Here is a 17,907-nt window from a genome sequence, read left to right on the forward strand (position 1 = left end):
CTTTTCATTATAGGTCATATGGGACTTTTTTTCTACACAAAAATAGGCTCCATAAGATCTATAGGGGATTTACCCACTACAAATATTATAGAGCCTTTATTTTTCGATAATTTTGTGGGCAATCAACTGACGGTAACAAATTTGTTTATTGCTTTTAGCATCGCTGATAATCTGGAGGATAGTTTCAAGAGAAACACGACCAAGTTCTAGGCTATTGATATCGACATAGGCTGCCAAGTTGAGCTTGGGATTGACAGAGTCGAAGCTGAGAACAGGGACATCCAGCTGGTGCTTAGCGATGTAGTCACAGACTCCTTCAGCTAGGAGGCTATCAGTTGTGATGATAGCATCAATCATAGGATCGTGTTTAAACAAACGCTTACTGAATTGATAACCTTTTTCTTCTAGGAATTCGTTCGCAAAATAGGTCAAGTTACTATCAAGAGGCAGTTGGTACTGTTTGAGTGCTGACTCATAGCCTGTTAAACGGTCTTGTGTAACGAAGAGTTTCTTAGAACCTCCGATAAAGGCAATTCGTTTGCATCCTTTTTTGATGAAATATTCGGTTGCATCAAAACCAGCTTGGGCATTGTCATTATCGACAAGAGGGATAAAGGGTGAAATGGATTTTCCTAGAATGAGGAAGGGGAACTGTTCTTCAGCCACCAATTTGACCAAGGGATCTTCCTCTTCAGCATAAAGGAAAATCAAACCATCCACACGTTTACCGTAAACCATTTGTGAAATAGCTTTAAGGCGTTCTTTTTCATCTTTACCTGTTGCTATCTGAATGGCATAGTGGTTTTCAGATGCGACTTGAGAGATGCCACGTAGGACTGATGGAAAGAAAGGATTCTGGTAGAAGGCATCTGAGTCGTCAGGAAGGACCAAGCCGATAACTTGGGTATAACTGCTTACCAAACTACGAGCGTTGAGGTTGGGGTGGTAATTGAGCTCCTTCATAGCCTTGCGAACGCGTTTTTTTGTTTCGTCGCTAATGGTTGATTTGTTTTGAATAACACGGGTTACGGTTGAAGGTGAAACACCAGCAGCCTTGGCCACATCTTTAATCGTAACGGGCATAAAAATCTCCTATTTATGGTAATCTGGATCACGGAAATGCGTTTTATAAAAGATAGTGACCAGATACAGAACAAAAAGAATGTTTTGTACAGTAATCAGAGTTGTCATATTTTGGCCAAAGAGTCCCAAAATAAGCGTAATCAGAGTAGGTAATCCTAAACAGTTCAAGATAAAATGGTAGCACTCTTTAAAGGTCCTAAATGAAAAGAGGCGTGATTTCTTAGTGATATAAAGGAGAAGACTCGCTCCTAGAGATACGATAAAGAAATTCAAACCAAAGAGGAAGCTCGCACCGAGAACTAGGAAGAGACTGATATAGACACGATTCTGCTGGTACCAGTCTTTAGAAATAGCTTGGGTCAAGCTATCTTTACTTTTGAAACTCTCAGTCTCAATCGCTCGGTAAGAGATGCGTGTCAGCTCTTTACTTTCCTTGCTGATGACGAGCTCATTCGTATCGAAATGCAGTTGCAAGTCCTTAGGTAATTCCTTGCTTTGACTTGGACCGATCACAATAGAAGGTGCTTGACTAGCTGTTCCAGTATAAGTTAATTTGCCATCAACAATTGTAGCATGTTCGGAGAGATCCTGGACAACTTCATCTATCAATGGTTCATAGACATTATCGATAAAGGTTTCTAGCGGATAAGTCTCCTGCGAGCTGTTTTGGATGGCAATAGGTACCATAGATAAGCTGATAAGGAAGATACTGGTAAAGAGAAGCTGAAACCAGTTGAGCCCGAAACGTTTGGACAGGGGCTTACGAAATCCCCAAATACTTGAAAAATAGGAAAATGGATATGGAGTCATTTGTATCTTTCTAAAAGGTGTTTTCTATATGAGTATTATTATATAGAGAAATGTGCTTTATTTCAAGTCTAGGAGAAAAATTGCTTGTTGTAAGGATATTACTTACAGTAACAATCGCTAATACTCAATGAAAATCAAAGAGCAAACTAGGAAGCTAGCCGCAGGTTGCTCAAAACAGTGTTTTGAGGTTGCAGATGGAAGCTGACGTGGTTTGAAGAGGTTTTCGAAGAGTATAAAATGAAAAAGGGTGGCGGGGATATATTATCCCTTGTCGCCACCACTTGTAAGTCCTGAAACAAAGTTCTTTTGTAGGAAGAAGAAGAGAATACAGATTGGAAGGGCGATGAGGATAGCACCTGCTGAGAAGTAGGCAATCTTCATGTTTTTCACATTGCTAACGAAGGTTTGGAGACCTACGGCAACAGTAAAGTATTCTTTCTCACGAAGCAAGAAACTAGAGAGGATATAGTCTCCAAAAGGTCCCATGAAGGCCCAGAGAGCTTGTACGGCAACCATTGGGCGAACAAGTGGAAGAACAATTTGCCAGAAGCGGCGGAAGTGTCCTGCACCGTCTAGTTTTGCAGATTCGTCTAGAGACATTGGCACTGTATCGAAGTAGCCCTTCATGAGCCAAGCATTCATTGGGATACCACCACCAACGTAGAGGAAGATGAGGAACCAGCTGTGGTTAAGGGCGTTCAACATAAGTGCCATAACGAAGAAGGCTGTCAAAGCGGCCATTGTTGGAACCATTTGGATAATCAAGAAGAAGACCAAACTTTGTTTACGAGCCAAGAAGTTGTAACGGCTGTAAGCATAACCAGCAAGTACGATAATACTTGTTTGAACAGCCATAGTAATTAAGGCGATAATCAAAGTGTTGAGATACCAAGTACCGTACAAGGTTTCAGTGAAGAGGCCTTTAAAGTTATCAAAATTGAGGTCGATATTAGTATCGAGTTTAAAGGCCGCGACGTTACCTGCTTTAAAGGCTGACATGATGGTAATCAAAAGTGGATAGATAATCACGATTGATAGGCCAATTAAGTAGAGGTAAGTAAGGGTTTGAGTCAGTCTACGTTTGAGTTTAATTGAGTTATTCATCTTAGACGTCCTCCATATCAAATGCGTGTAGTTTCTTGAATGCGATCATAGAGATTGAGATGACAATGATAGAGATAATCAAGGTAACAGCTGCCGCCATTGAGTATTGAGGAGATGTACCTGTTGTCAAACGGTAGATCCATGAGATCAAGATATCGGTTGAACCAGCTCCACCTCCGACACTACCAGGTCCTCCACCATTGAAGAGGTACATGATAGAGAAGTTGTTAAAGTTGAAGGTGTATTGACTAATCAAAGTAGGTGCTGCAACAGCCAAGATCATTGGGAAAGTGATGTTGCGGAATTTTTGCCAAGCATTGGCACCGTCAATATAAGCTGCTTCGTAAAGGTCGTTAGGAATAGATTGCAAGATACCTAAAGTCAAAACGTAGATGTATGGGAATCCAAGCCAACCTTGCATCATAATCAAGGCAATTTTTGTCCAAGTTGGGTCTGTTTTCCAAGGAATAAGAGCACCATCAAGGAAAGGAAGAAATTTAGCCAAGATTGGCAAGACTTGAGTGTTGATGGCTCCGACACTATCGTTAAACATATTTGAGAATGTCAAGATAGTGATGAAGGCTGGGACAGCCCAAGGAAGAAGGAAAATAACACCAAAGATACGTTTTCCTTTGATAAATGGTTGGTTAGCAATGATAGCTGTGAAGATACCAATCACGATCTGTAAAGTTGAGGCAGATAAAGCCCAGATGATAGTCCAAGAAAGAACGGCACCGAAGGCAGAACGGAAGGTACTCAAACTCCAGATGTTCGTAAAGTTTGTCAAACCAACCCAGTCCAACAATTTGTTTGGTGGCAAGTGTTGGAAGTCGTAGTTGGTAAAGGCGATCATCAAGGTTACGATAACTGGGAAGATGATCGCAAAAGTCATGGCAACATAAGATGGAATGATCAAGAGGTAAGGGAAGCCATTTTCATAGATTCCTTTGACCATTTCTTTAAAGGTAAGTGCTACTGGTATGCCATTGTTAATGTGTTTGGCAGTTGTATGTGCATCTTTGATATTTGCGAAATAAAAGAGTACATAAACAACTACAAAGATTAAATGGAAGGCACCACGAATCAGCATAAAGAGGGAATTGTCACGACCTGGTTTGTCACCAAGAGTGATGAGATTACTCAATTCAGGGGCTGCAAGTGCTAGGAAGTAGAGGAGAAATACAAGGGTTACACCAAGGAAGATAAAACCTTTTGCTTTTTGTTTATTGTAAATCTGTCCTAACCCAGGAATGATAGACAGCAGGGCTGCTTTACTAGGTTGTTGCTTTTCCATAATAACTCCTTTCATAGGATACTGGTTTCTAATTAAAACCTAAACTATATATGTTTTCTATTGATAAATTCAAAGGGGGATTTGAATTCCACCCCCCTTGAACAAATTTTTTATTCACCAAATTTTTGTTTGATTGTTTCTTTGATCAATGTTACAGCGTCGTTAGCAGCTGTTTTCGCATCTTTCTTACCACTTACAGCATCAAAGAGCATATTTTTCGCTGGATCCCAAACTGCAGACATTTGAGAGATGTTTGGCATTGGTTGAGCGTTCTTGAACTGTTTGATAACAGCTGTTGTCAACTCATCATTTTTACCTTCAGCATATGTACGAGCTTCAGTGTTAGCTGGGATTTCGTTAGTTGTATCGTAGAAGGCTTTTTGTTCTTCAGTTGAAACAAGGAAGTCTACAAATTTTTGAGCGCCTTCAAGGTTCTTAGTGCTTGATGGGATAATCCAAGCTTTACCACCACCGAATGCAGCATATTCTTTTCCATTTGGAAGAGTTGGGATAGTTGCAACACCGTAGTTTACTTTAGCATCTTTAAAGGCTTGAGCTTTCCAAGGTCCGTCGATGATAGCAGCTGTTTTACCTTCTTGGAATTGAGTTTGGATTAAGTTGCCAGCACCTTCAGTATCTTGCATACCTTTAGGCCATTTTTCATACCAAGATTTAGCGTAGTTGATACCTGCGATAGAACCGTCGTTTGCAAGACCGATATCTTTAGCGTCTTTACCGTTTTGTCCGAATACGTAAGCACCGTTACCAGCAAGAAGTCCATATGCATAGTAGAAGTTTGTCCAGTCAGCTAGGAAAGCAGAAGTTTTTCCATCTTCTCCAGCGAAGGCATATTTGCTATCTTTAGCAAGGTTTTCTAAGTCAGCAAAAGTTTTTGGAGCTTCTTTTACCAAGTCTTTGTTGTAGTACATAACAAGTGACTCGATAACAGCAGGAGCACCGTAAACTTTACCATCAGCAGCTGTCACAAGAGATTTAGTTTTATCATCTGTTTTAGCACCGTCGCTCAATTTCACTTCTGAGAGTTGTCCGTCAGTACCAAGGCTACCTACACGGTCGTATGGAGCCATCATAACGTCAGCAGCTTGACCTGATTGGTTGTCAAGAGAAAGTTTGTCAAGCCCACCCATTTGGTCTCCTGTTTTGATGGTAACTTTTACGCCAGCTTCTTTTTCGTAAGCTTTTGCAGCTGATTCAGCAAAGGCTTTATATTGGTCTTCAACGTAGAAAGTGAGTTCTTTCGCTTCGGATGAACCAGAATCAGCAGGTTTATCAGCAGTTTTGCTTCCGCAAGCTACCAAAAGCAAGCTAGCAAGTGTAACAGTTCCAAGCACAGCAGCGCTCTTCATGAATTTAGATGACATAGTGTATTCCTCCTAAAGAATAACAAATTTTATAATGAGGAAACGCAAACGTTTTCCTTTATGGGACTAGTATAGCACAATCGGAAAGCGGTTGCAAGTGTTTTTTGTAAAAATTTTTTAAAAAATTGTGAAAAAAGTAAACGCTTCATCGTCATATAATAGTAGAAAATCCAAAAAATCCGTTTTGTTTTAAATTTAAAAAAAGTTGAGAAAACGATTGCCTAATTTACAAATGGAAACCAGAGAGGATTCTCGCTTTATTTTTGCTTAATGAGATAAGTGAAACCCTTATTCCTATTTTGTTTGTTGCCTGAAAGAATATATATACGAGTAAGAAGAAAAAATTTTTAAAAAATAATCAAAAAAGTTACTTAAAACCGCTTGCATTTATCGAGAAAATGAGCTATACTAGTAATAGCGCAAACGTTTGCGCTCATAAAAATGTAATATCTAACTATAAACACATGAGGTGCTTATTATGAAAAAACGTCAAAGTGGTGTGTTGATGCACATTTCTTCTCTTCCAGGGGCATACGGAATCGGATCATTTGGTAAAAGTGCTTACGACTTCGTTGATTTCTTGGTTCGCACAAAACAACGTTACTGGCAAATCCTTCCACTAGGAACAACTAGTTACGGAGACTCTCCTTACCAATCTTTCTCAGCCTTCGCAGGGAACACTCATTTTATCGATTTAGATATCTTGGTGGAACAAGGCTTGTTGCAAGCAAGTGACCTTGAAGGGGTTGACTTTGGTAGTGATGCGTCTGAAGTTGATTATGCGAAAATCTACTATGCACGTCGTCCTCTTTTAGAAAAAGCGGTAAAACGTTTCTTGGAAGTAGGAGATGTTAAAGATTTTGAGAAATTTGCTCAAGACAACCAATCATGGCTTGAACTCTTTGCAGAGTATATGGCTATCAAAGAGCATTTTGATAATCTTGCTTGGACTGAATGGCCAGATGCAGATGCTCGTGCTCGTAAAGCTTCAGCACTTGAAAGCTACCGTGAGCAATTGGCAGACAAGTTGGTTTACCACCGTGTGACTCAATACTTCTTCTTCCAACAATGGTTGAAATTGAAAGCTTACGCTAACGACAACCACATCGAAATCGTTGGGGACATGCCAATCTACGTAGCGGAAGATTCAAGCGATATGTGGGCAAATCCACATCTCTTCAAGACAGATGTCAACGGTAAGGCGACTTGCATCGCAGGATGCCCACCAGATGAATTTTCTGCAACTGGTCAGCTTTGGGGTAACCCAATCTATGACTGGGAAGCAATGGACAAAGACGGCTACAAATGGTGGATTGAACGCTTGCGTGAAAGCTTCAAAATCTACGACATCGTTCGTATTGACCACTTCCGTGGCTTCGAATCTTACTGGGAAATCCCTGCTGGTTCTGATACAGCAGCACCTGGTGAGTGGGTGAAAGGTCCTGGCTACAAGCTTTTTGCAGCCGTTAAGGAAGAACTTGGTGAGCTAAACATCATCGCAGAAGACCTTGGTTTCATGACAGACGAAGTTATCGAATTACGTGAACGTACTGGCTTCCCAGGAATGAAGATTCTTCAATTTGCTTTCAACCCAGAAGATGAAAGTATCGATAGCCCACACTTAGCACCTGCTAACTCAGTTATGTACACAGGAACACACGATAACAATACGGTCCTTGGTTGGTACCGTAACGAGATCGATGATGCGACTCGTGAGTACATGGCGCGCTACACTAACCGTAAAGAATACGAAACAGTGCCACATGCTATGCTTCGTACAGTCTTTTCATCAGTTAGCTTCATGGCAATTGCAACTATGCAAGATTTGCTAGAATTAGATGAGGCAGCTCGTATGAACTTCCCATCTACCCTTGGTGGAAACTGGTCTTGGCGTATGACTGACGATCAATTGACACCAGCTGTCGAGGAAGGCTTGCTTGACTTGACAACAATCTATCGCCGAATCAATGAAAATTTGGTAGAATTAAAGAAATAATACAATATCAGGAGACACCTTAAACATGTTATCACTACAAGAATTTGTACAAAATCGTTACAATAAAACCATTGCAGAATGTAGCAATGAAGAGCTTTACCTGGCTCTTCTTAACTACAGCAAGCTTGCAAGTAGCAAAAAACCAGTTAACACTGGTAAGAAAAAAGTTTACTACATCTCAGCTGAGTTCTTGATTGGTAAACTTTTGTCAAACAACTTGATCAACCTTGGTCTTTACGACGATGTCAAAAAAGAACTTGCAGCTGCAGGTAAAGATTTGATCGAAGTTGAAGAAGTTGAATTGGAACCATCTCTTGGTAATGGTGGTTTGGGACGTTTGGCTGCCTGCTTTATCGACTCAATTGCTACTCTTGGTTTGAACGGTGACGGTGTTGGTCTTAACTACCACTTTGGTCTATTCCAACAAGTTCTTAAAAACAACCAACAAGAAACAATTCCAAATGCATGGTTGACAGAGCAAAACTGGTTGGTTCGCTCAAGCCGTAGCTACCAAGTGCCATTTGCTCACTTCACATTGACATCAACTCTTTACGATATCGATGTACCTGGTTACAAGACAGAAACTAAGAACCGCTTGCGTTTGTTTGACTTGGATTCAGTTGATTCTTCAATCATTAAAGATGGTATCAACTTTGACAAGACAGATATCGCTCGCAACTTGACTCTTTTCCTTTACCCAGATGATAGTGACCGTCAAGGTGAATTGCTCCGTATCTTCCAACAATACTTCATGGTTTCAAACGGTGCGCAATTGATCATCGACGAAGCAATCGAAAAAGGAAGCAACTTGCATGACCTTGCTGATTACGCAGTTGTACAAATCAACGATACTCACCCATCAATGGTTATCCCTGAATTGATCCGTCTTTTGACTGCTCGTGGTATCGAACTTGATGAAGCAATCTCAATCGTTCGTAGCATGACTGCCTACACTAACCACACAATCCTTGCTGAAGCCCTTGAAAAATGGCCTCTTGAATTCTTGCAAGAAGTGGTTCCTCACTTGGTACCAATCATCGAAGAATTGGACCGTCGCGTGAAAGCAGAATACAAAGATCCAGCTGTTCAAATCATCGATGAGAGCGGACGTGTTCACATGGCTCACATGGATATCCACTACGGATACAGCGTTAACGGGGTTGCAGCACTTCACACTGAAATCTTGAAAAATTCTGAGTTGAAAGCCTTCTACGACCTTTACCCAGAAAAATTCAACAACAAAACAAACGGTATCACTTTCCGTCGTTGGCTCATGCATGCTAACCCAAGACTTTCTCACTACTTGGATGAGATTATTGGAGAAGGTTGGCACCATGAAGCAGATGAGCTTGAAAAACTCTTGTCTTATGAAGACAAAGCAGCTGTCAAAGAAAAATTGGAAAGCATCAAGGCACACAACAAACGTAAATTGGCTCGTCACTTGAAAGAACACCAAGGTGTGGAAATCAATACAAACTCTATCTTTGATATCCAAATCAAACGTCTTCACGAGTACAAACGCCAACAAATGAACGCTTTGTACGTGATCCACAAATACCTTGACATCAAAGCTGGTAACATCCCTGCTCGCCCAATCACAATCTTCTTTGGTGGTAAAGCAGCTCCAGCCTACACAATCGCTCAAGACATCATCCACTTGATCCTTTGCATGTCAGAAGTTATTGCTAACGATCCAGCAGTAGCTCCACACTTGCAAGTAGTTATGGTTGAAAACTACAACGTTACTGCAGCAAGCTTCCTTATCCCAGCATGTGATATCTCAGAACAAATCTCACTTGCTTCTAAAGAAGCTTCAGGTACTGGTAACATGAAATTCATGTTGAACGGAGCTTTGACTCTTGGTACTATGGACGGTGCTAACGTGGAAATCGCTGAGTTGGTTGGCGACGAAAACATCTACATCTTTGGTGAAGATTCAGAAACTGTTATCGACCTTTACGAAAAAGCAGCTTACAAATCAAGCGAATTCTACGCTCGTGAAGCTATCAAACCATTGGTTGACTTCATCGTTAGCGATGTAGTTCTTGCAGCTGGAAACAAAGAGCGCTTGGAACGTCTTTACAATGAATTGATCAACAAAGACTGGTTCATGACTCTTCTTGACTTGGAAGACTACATCAAAGTTAAAGAGCAAATGCTTGCTGACTACGAAGATCGTGACGCATGGTTGGATAAAGTTATCGTTAACATTTCTAAAGCAGGATTCTTCTCATCTGACCGTACAATCGCTCAGTATAACGAAGATATCTGGCACTTGAACTAATACTCTTCGAAAATCAAATTCAAACCACGTCAGCGTTGCCTTGCCGTACTCAAGTACAGCCTGCGGCTAGCTTCCTAGTTTGCTCTTTGATTTTCATTGAGTATAAGATACAAGATTTATACTAATACACTTTCCTATAAAGCGAATTTCGATTGAAATTCGCTTTTTTTGAATACTGTGGATTTGGGTCAATCTTGTCTTAGAAGAAGAGAAACCATAGACGTATTGAAGGTTTAACACTCTCTTTCAACCTCATGTTTCTTATTAGTTGATTACCTCATATCCCTTGTATTCGCTTACATAAAGTATTATAATATGATTATAGGAAAGAAGGTGTTCTTATGTGGAAAAAATATTTTTCAAAATATAAATGGACGGATTTATTTTGGATTCTATTTGTTATTTTAACATGCCTCTTGACGGGTAATAGTAATCTTTACCCCCTTACCCATCAAGAAATCTCTTATCATGGGTGCTTATCGGGAATTACACTTGCCTTATTTCACTTGCTATTTATTGATAAGTTTTTTATTTCGAATCGAAAATAAAGATTAGAGATTAGAATTATTAAATTTCAACTCTCTTCAGATAGATAGTTTAAAAATTGCAATTTAAAACCGCAGATCTTCTTGAAATGCGGTTTCTTTTTATGTGCCAATTACAGTGCTTTCCCAACCAGAATCTCCGCTTCAATGGTAATCTCTGTCAGTTGGCTCCAGTCAATCTTGCTCTGGTCGATGTGAAAGAGGAGAGGAGTCATACTGAGTAGGGCTTGGAGCTGCTCAGCTGTGATATTTTTAGTCAGAGAGGCAGTTTGACTAGATAGGATGGTAAAGTGTTCCTGGAAATGCTCCTTGATATCTTGGTTGGAATAGTCCTTGTTTGTCAGCTGGTCTTGTACCTTCTGACGGATTTCCTTGAGGTGATTTTTAGTTGGAATAACTTTTATCAAGATACCGTCTTTGGATAAAACGCGACGAAATTCTCCGTAATTGGCAGGTGAGAAGATATCAAGCAGGATATCCATGCTAGCGTCTTTTATAGGAAGACGAGCCAAGTCACCAACGAACCAGTTAACTGCCCAGTTGGGTTCACTCTTGGCAGCGATTTGGACGGAATCTTTGGAAATATCAAAGGCATAGAAGGTTTTGTTAGGATGACTTTCTTGGAGTTTGCGAGAATAGAATCCTTCGCCACAACCGATATCTAAAATTGTTTTGGAACTTTTTGAGTTTGAAAGTAAATCAGAGACGACCTCTAGAATAGCTTGATAAAAGCCGGCTTCTAGGATTTGTTGACGGTTTTGAAAATTTTTTTTGTCGTAGTTAGCAGATTGCTTGATTTGAGGGGCCAGATTGACATAGCCGAATTTCGCCAAGTCAAAAGAATGACGGTTGTAGCACTTGAAACTAGTCTCTAGCAGAGTCAGATTTTCTTGACAGATAGGACAGGCAAAGGCAGTCGCAGAAGCAAAACGCTGGAGTTTGGGTTTTAGGTTTGTATTCATAGTTTAAGTGTATCAAAAGAGGCAAATGAAAGCAACTTTAGGAATAAGTAGATGGGAGATTCAGTAGAAATAAAACTAATTCTCCAATTTATGAAATGACATTGCTTTTATATCGAAATTGCTATATAATAATGATAAGGAGGAAATAAGTATGTTAAAAGAAGTATTAAGCGTCGCAAAAGTTGCGAAAAAATCATCACTATTTTTGGGTGGTGTCGCATTTGGTACCCTTGGCTTGAAAATCTTAGCAAGTAAGGAAGCTAAAAAAGGTTATTCTAAAGCTTTGGCTAAGGCTTATAAGTTAAAAGACGAGCTAGATGCATCTGTTTCTGTTGTGAAGCAACATGGAGATGATGTCTTGCAAGATGCCAAATATTTGTACGAGCAAGAGAAAAAAGAAGAGCAATTAGATAGCCTTATAGGAGAATAATATGTCTTTTAAAGTGCTACATAGAGGATACCAACATATCCGACTATCATCTTCTTTTTCACTCACCTTGGATATTCAAGACTATCTTCGTTCCTTGGTGAGAGATGAAAAGGGGATTGAGTCTATCCAGTTTTACATGGATCAACAGCACTTTACTCTACGCATAAAAGAAGGCTTTTCTGTATTAGATAATGCAGAAGCCTTTTTAAAAAGAATTGATAAAGGGAAAGTTTCTGAGTTGATGACTCTTCCCATTCGTAGAGAAGAGAGTGCTTATTCTATTGTTTCAGGTGCAGCGATTAAGCGTATACTTTTTCGTAGTTTTGTGCCGTATCCTATTCGCTATATATGGACTTGTTATCAGGCTTTTGGCTATATTAGAGAAGCCTATCAAACACTAGCGCGTAAGGAACTAACGATGGAGGTCCTGGACTGTTCGGCGATTTTATTGTCCTTGTTTATGAACCAATCCAAGACAGCTAGCAATATCATGTTTATGCTTGATTTGGGGAATCATTTAGATCAGTGGTCCTTGAAAAAAACTGCAACAGATTTAGAACAAAGCCTTCTTGCAAAAGAGAGCGACGTATTCTTAGTACAGGGGGATATGGTCGTTAGTATCAAGAGTTCTGATGTTCAAATAGGAGATGTCTTGATTTTATCTCAAGGAAATGAAATTCTGTTTGATGGACAAGTAGTTTCAGGTTTAGGTATGGTCAACGAAAGTTCCTTGACGGGGGAGAGTTTTCCAGTTGAAAAAAGAGAGTCTGATTTGGTTTGTGCAAATACAGTATTAGAAACTGGAGAGTTACGCATTCATGTAACCGATAATCAGATGAACAGCCGGATTTTACAACTGATTGAGTTGATGAAGAAGTCTGAAGAAAACAAGAAAACGAAACAACGCTATTTCATCAAGATGGCGGACAAGGTCGTCAAATATAATTTCTTGGGGGCTGGGCTGACTTACCTATTGACAGGTTCTTTTTCTAAGGCTATTTCTTTCCTATTGGTCGATTTCTCCTGCGCTTTGAAAATTTCTACTCCTGTAGCTTATTTGACAGCTATCAAGGAGGGGTTGAACCGTGAAATGGTGATTAAGGATGGAGATGTTCTGGAGAAATACCTGGAAGTTGATACTTTCTTGTTTGATAAGACGGGAACAATCACAACTAGTTATCCTATAGTTGAAAAGGTGTTACCTTTTGGGGACTATAGTGAGGAAGATATTCTCAAAATCAGTGCCTGTCTTGAGGAACACATTTATCATCCTATTGCTAATGCTATCGTCAAGCAAGCTGAGATAGAGGGAATTGAACATGAGGAAATGCATGGGAAACTCCAATATATCGCAAGCAAGGGGATCAAATCTCATATAGATGGGCAACCAGTTCTTATTGGGAATTATGTTTTGATGCAGGATGAGCAGATTCATATCAGTTCGGAGCAAAATGCTTTAATTGAAGAGTACAAGAGTCACTACAATCTCTTATTCTTAGCTTATCAGAATGAATTGATTGGAATGTTCTGCATTCATACTCCTTTGAGAAAAGAAGCAAAAGCAGCCTTGGAGAAACTTAAGGCACAAGGGAAAAAATTGATTCTGGCAACAGGGGACACCCTGGTTAGAACAGAGGAATTAGTCAAAGATTTGCCCTTTGATCAGGTCTATACAGACTTGAAACCTGATGGGAAATTTGAGTTAGTAGAGGAACTGCAGAAAGCGGGTCACACTATTTTGATGGTTGGAGATGGATTGAATGACTCAGCAGCTCTAACCCTATCAGATATCGGTGTGGTGATGAATGAGAGTGCAGATATTTCTAAGCAGATGAGCGATATCTTATTGTTAGATAATCGCTTGGATTTCTTCCAAGAGTTGGATTGGCTATCATCATCTTTGCAAACCCTCATCAAGAAGAATATTCAAGATACCGTTGTCGTAAATAGTAGCTTGATTGGCTTTGGCTTGTTTAATTGGCTCAGTCCTTCAAATCTCTCTATCTTACATAATCTAACAACCTTGCGCATTGTACTGCGTAGTCTGTCTATTAAAAATAGATAGATGAGATTTATTAACAGCAAAAAGGAGTTACCTTTCTCGAGGATAACTCCTTTGTTTATAGATAAATGTTGAATAGTTTAGTAAGTCAAAACAAAGTATTTTTTCTTCCCACGACGGATAACAGTCAGTTCGTTCTCTAACTTATCTGCGTCACTCAAGACATAGTCAAGGTCTTGGATACGGTCGCCGTTGACGTAGATGGCTCCATTTTGAACATCTTCACGGGCTTGGCGTTTGGAATTCACCATACCAGATGACACGAGCAGTTCCACAATATTGTGATTTTCATCTGCTTGAACTTGGTAGTTTGGCACTCCACGAAGTCCTTGTTTGAGCTCTTTAACAGAAAGGTTTTTGATGTTTCCAGCAAAGAGTTGCTCAGTGATGTTGAGGGCTTCTTTGTAAGCTTCTTCTCCGTGAACCAGAGTCACGACTTCACGAGCCAGGACTTTTTGTGCCAAGCGTTCGTGTGGAGCTGCTTCAAACTGTTTGCGGATGTCTTCAATCTCATCAAGTGACAAGAAAGTAAAGATTTTCAAGAAGCGAACAGCGTCAGCATCCATCACATTCATCCAGAATTGGTACATTTCGTATGGAGAAGTCTTTTCAGGATTAAGCCAGACTGCGTTTCCTTCTGATTTACCAAATTTCTTACCAGTTGCATCTGTGATAAGCGGAACGGTGATAACGTGTCCAGTTTTGTCAGCCTTACGACGAAGTAATTCGGTACCAGCTGTCATATTTCCCCACTGGTCAGAACCACCGATTTGAAGCGTTACGTTGTGGTCTTGGTTAAGAACGAAGAAGTCGTAACCTTGCATGATTTGGTAGGCAAACTCAGTGTATGAAATTCCTGTTTCAATCCGTTTTTTCACAGACTCCTTGCTCATCATGTAGTTGACAGTAAAGTATTTTCCGATATCACGGAGGAAATCAATGAAGCTGATGCTGCCAAACCAGTCGTAGTTGTTGACCATGACAGCCTTGTTTTCCCCATTTTCAAAGTCAAGAAAGCGAGAAAGTTGTCTTTGGATAGACTTGACCCAGCCATCTACTGTGTCTTTTGTTTGGAGACTACGTTCAGCATCTTTGAAGGACGGATCTCCGATGAGACCTGTAGCACCGCCAACGAGCGCATAAGGTTTGTGACCTGCTAGTTGCAAGCGACGACTTGTCAAGATTGCGACAAGGTGGCCTAGGTGAAGGCTGTCAGCAGTTGGATCGTAGCCAGTATAATAAGAAACTTGACCTTCTTCTAGGGCTTTACGCAAAGCTTCTTCATCAGTCGTTTGAAAAATCAAACCACGCTCTTTTAGCTCATCAAAAATGTGCATGTGTCTTTTCTCCTTTTTAAAAATATTGTTTCTACCTATTGTATCACAAACTTGGGCAATAGCCTAGTAGAATAGGGAAGAAAGTGGCTATTTTATTGAAAGTTTACCTTTTATGGTATAATAGTTACAGTGAGGAAATCCATGCAAAATCAATTAAATGAATTAAAACAAAAAATGCTGGAATTTTTCCAGCTAGTAAAATCAAAAATAAATCATAAAAAATCAGAGAAAGTCTCAGAAGAGAAGCAGTCGGATGGGACAGGTGGGAAAGTTCTGGCTATCCTAGGTAGCATTTTAGTTGTTATCAAGGGAATTTTGAATACTCTCTTTATTCTAGGCTTTATCGGTGGGCTTTTTGGTGCTGGTGTAGCTCTTGGTTATGGAGTTGCTTTGTTTGACAAGGCCAAGGTTCCCCAATCGGAGGACTTGGTCAAGCAGGTTAAAAATATTTCTTCCATCTCAGAAATTGTTTACGCAGATGGGAGTGTCATTGCTTCTATCGAGAGCGACCTACTGCGAACTTCTGTTTCATCTGAGGAAATATCGGACAATCTCAAAAAGGCTATCGTTGCTACTGAGGATGAACATTTCCTTGAACATAATGGGGTTGTGCCAAAAGCTGTGATTCGGGCGGCTTTGGGAACCTTTGCAGGTTTGGGCTCATCTAGCGGGGGCTCGACCTTGACCCAACAGTTAATCAAACAACAAGTGGTTGGAGATGCTCCGACTTTAGCTCGTAAGGCTACAGAAATTGTTGATGCCCTTGCCTTGGAACGAAACATGAGTAAGGATGAAATCTTGACCACTTATCTCAATGTTGCTCCCTTTGGTCGAAATCATAAAGGACAGAATATTGCAGGTGCCCAGCAAGCTGCTGAAGGGATTTTCGGTATCGATGCCAACAAGCTGAGTATTCCCCAAGCCGCCTTCCTAGCAGGCTTGCCACAGAGTCCGATTACTTATTCCCCTTATGAAAATACTGGAGAGTTAAAGAGTGATGAAGACTTAGAGCTTGGTTTGAAGCGGGCTAAGGATGTTCTCTACAACATGTACCGTACGGGTGCTCTGACTCGGGAAGAATACGACCAGTACAAGGATTATAATCTCAAGCAAGATTTCTTGCCATCAGGAACTGTCAATGCTGTTTCGAGAGATTATCTCTACTTTACAGCTATGGCTGAAGCGACAGACCATATGTATGATTATTTAGTTCGACAGGACAATGTCTCTAGCCAAGAGTTGAAAAACGAGTCGATTCAAAAGGCTTATCATGAGCGAGCTGAGCAGGAACTAAGTAACGGTGGCTATAAAATCACTACAACGATCAATAAAAAAATCCATAACGCCATGCAAAATGCAGTTGCTAACTATGGTCGTTTGGTAGATGATTCGACTGGTCAGCCTGAAGTAGGGAATGTTTTGATGGACAATAAAACGGGAGCTGTTCTAGGCTTTGTTGGTGGTCGTAATTACCAGACTAACCAAAACAATCATGCCTTCGACACCAAGCGTTCGCCAGCCTCTACAACCAAGCCTTTGTTGGCCTACGGTATTGCCATTGACCAAGGTTTGATGGGAAGCGCTAGTATCTTGTCCAATTATCCGACAAAATTTTCTAATGGAAATCCTATCATGTATGTAAATAGTCCAGGTACGGGAATGATGACCCTGGGTGAAGCCTTGAACTATTCATGGAATATCCCAGCCTATTGGACCTATCGTATGCTTCGTGAGAAGGGTGTTGATGTCAAGGGCTACATGGAGAAAATGGGTTACGAGATTCCGGAGTACGGTATCGAAAGTCTGCCTATGGGTGGTGGGATTGAAGTCACAGTTGCCCAGCATACCAATGGTTATCAAACAATTGCTAATAACGGTGTTTATCATCAGAAACATGTGATTTCTAAGATTGAATCACCTGACGGTAGAGTAATCTATGAATTCCAAGACAAACCAGTTCAAGTGTACTCGAAGGCAACGGCAACAATTATGCAGAGTTTGCTTCGTGAGGTGATTTCATCTCGAATCACTTCAAGTTTCCAAACGGATTTGGCTTCTATCAATTCAAGCTTAGCTCGTGCAGACTGGATTGGTAAGACTGGTACAACCAATGAAGATGAAAACATGTGGCTCATGCTGTCAACACCAAGATTGACTCTAGGTGGTTGGCTAGGGCATGATGACAACCGCCCGATGGCTAAGGGGGCTGGGCATTATCGAAATGCCAAATATATGGCTTACTTGGTCAATGCTATCCAACAGGCTGAGCCTGGTGTTTGGGGCAATGAACGCTTTAATCTTGATTCTAGTGTGACCCAATCTCAGGTCCTCAGATCTACAGGACAGAAGCCAGGCAAAGTATCCGTTAATGGAAAAACAGTTGATCTTTCAGGTTCTACTGTAACGAGCTATTGGGCTAATAAGGCGGGAGCTCCTACAACAAGCTATCACTTTGCTATTGGAGGAAGTGAAGCAGATTATCAAAATGCTTGGTCAAGTATTATTGGTAGTTTCTCATCTACGCCAAGTTCAAGTAGTAGTTCTAGCAGTACATCAAGTTCATCATCTACACAACCAAATAGTAGAAGATAGGAAAGTGGCATTGATTGCCACTTTTT

13 protein-coding genes are annotated in these 17,907 nt (G+C 40.5%); 6 read left to right on the forward strand and 7 right to left on the reverse strand.

Annotation, left to right across the window (positions count from 1 at the left end):
- Positions 1-96 precede the first annotated feature (96 nt).
- From B7698_RS01220 to B7698_RS01245, 5 genes are all read right to left on the reverse strand, one after another.
- The gene (locus tag B7698_RS01220; protein WP_084864385.1) at positions 97-1,083 is read right to left on the reverse strand and encodes a LacI family DNA-binding transcriptional regulator; all 987 of its coding nucleotides are present in this window, start codon (positions 1,081-1,083) and stop codon (positions 97-99) included.
- Positions 1,084-1,092: 9 nt separating this feature from the next.
- Positions 1,093-1,893: a DUF1189 domain-containing protein gene (locus B7698_RS01225; RefSeq protein ID WP_084864386.1), complete on the reverse strand. Its 801-nt coding sequence runs from the start codon at positions 1,891-1,893 to the stop codon at positions 1,093-1,095.
- A gap of 261 nt (positions 1,894-2,154) precedes the next feature.
- Entirely contained in the window at positions 2,155-2,997 is an 843-nt protein-coding gene (locus tag B7698_RS01235; RefSeq protein ID WP_001065644.1) for a sugar ABC transporter permease, read from the reverse strand.
- A 1-nt stretch (position 2,998) separates the two neighbouring features.
- Entirely contained in the window at positions 2,999-4,291 is a 1,293-nt protein-coding gene (locus tag B7698_RS01240; protein WP_000414973.1) for a carbohydrate ABC transporter permease, read from the reverse strand.
- A 110-nt stretch (positions 4,292-4,401) separates the two neighbouring features.
- Positions 4,402-5,673 carry an extracellular solute-binding protein gene (locus tag B7698_RS01245; RefSeq protein ID WP_084864387.1) on the reverse strand — a complete coding sequence of 424 codons (1,272 nt, stop codon included), beginning with the start codon at positions 5,671-5,673 and terminating at the stop codon, positions 4,402-4,404.
- Positions 5,674-6,151: 478 nt separating this feature from the next.
- Between B7698_RS01245 and malQ the strand changes: the two genes are divergently transcribed.
- The 3 genes from malQ (at position 6,152) to B7698_RS10310 (ending at position 10,501) form a co-directional block, all read left to right on the forward strand.
- Positions 6,152-7,669 (forward strand): 4-alpha-glucanotransferase, encoded by a 1,518-nt coding sequence (gene malQ / locus B7698_RS01250; protein WP_084864388.1) that lies wholly within the window; start codon positions 6,152-6,154, stop codon positions 7,667-7,669.
- A gap of 25 nt (positions 7,670-7,694) precedes the next feature.
- Positions 7,695-9,953 carry a glycogen/starch/alpha-glucan family phosphorylase gene (gene glgP / locus B7698_RS01255; RefSeq protein WP_084864389.1) on the forward strand — a complete coding sequence of 753 codons (2,259 nt, stop codon included), beginning with the start codon at positions 7,695-7,697 and terminating at the stop codon, positions 9,951-9,953.
- A 341-nt stretch (positions 9,954-10,294) separates the two neighbouring features.
- Positions 10,295-10,501 (forward strand): hypothetical protein, encoded by a 207-nt coding sequence (locus tag B7698_RS10310; RefSeq protein ID WP_084864390.1) that lies wholly within the window; start codon positions 10,295-10,297, stop codon positions 10,499-10,501.
- A gap of 110 nt (positions 10,502-10,611) precedes the next feature.
- Here B7698_RS10310 and B7698_RS01265 read toward each other — a convergent pair whose 3' ends face one another.
- Entirely contained in the window at positions 10,612-11,460 is an 849-nt protein-coding gene (locus B7698_RS01265) for a putative RNA methyltransferase (RefSeq protein ID WP_084864391.1), read from the reverse strand.
- Between the two features lie 151 nt (positions 11,461-11,611).
- On the opposite strand from B7698_RS01265, the gene B7698_RS01270 reads away from it, so the two are divergent.
- Positions 11,612-11,890 (forward strand): DUF6110 family protein, encoded by a 279-nt coding sequence (locus tag B7698_RS01270; protein ID WP_000910903.1) that lies wholly within the window; start codon positions 11,612-11,614, stop codon positions 11,888-11,890.
- Position 11,891: 1 nt separating this feature from the next.
- Positions 11,892-13,955, forward strand: coding sequence for a heavy metal translocating P-type ATPase (locus B7698_RS01275; protein ID WP_084864392.1), 2,064 nt, complete (start codon positions 11,892-11,894; stop codon positions 13,953-13,955).
- 77 nt (positions 13,956-14,032) lie between these two features.
- Here the strand turns inward: B7698_RS01275 and tyrS are convergent, their stop codons facing one another.
- Entirely contained in the window at positions 14,033-15,289 is a 1,257-nt protein-coding gene (tyrS, locus tag B7698_RS01280; RefSeq protein ID WP_084864393.1) for a tyrosine--tRNA ligase, read from the reverse strand.
- Between the two features lie 141 nt (positions 15,290-15,430).
- Here tyrS and pbp1b point away from each other — a divergent pair, with 141 nt between their 5' ends.
- The gene (pbp1b, locus tag B7698_RS01285) at positions 15,431-17,881 is read left to right on the forward strand and encodes a penicillin-binding protein PBP1B (protein WP_049515898.1); all 2,451 of its coding nucleotides are present in this window, start codon (positions 15,431-15,433) and stop codon (positions 17,879-17,881) included.
- Positions 17,882-17,907 lie beyond the last annotated feature (26 nt).

Origin of the sequence: Streptococcus mitis (genome assembly GCF_002096855.1) — a bacterium.
Classification (GTDB): domain Bacteria; phylum Bacillota; class Bacilli; order Lactobacillales; family Streptococcaceae; genus Streptococcus; species Streptococcus mitis_Y.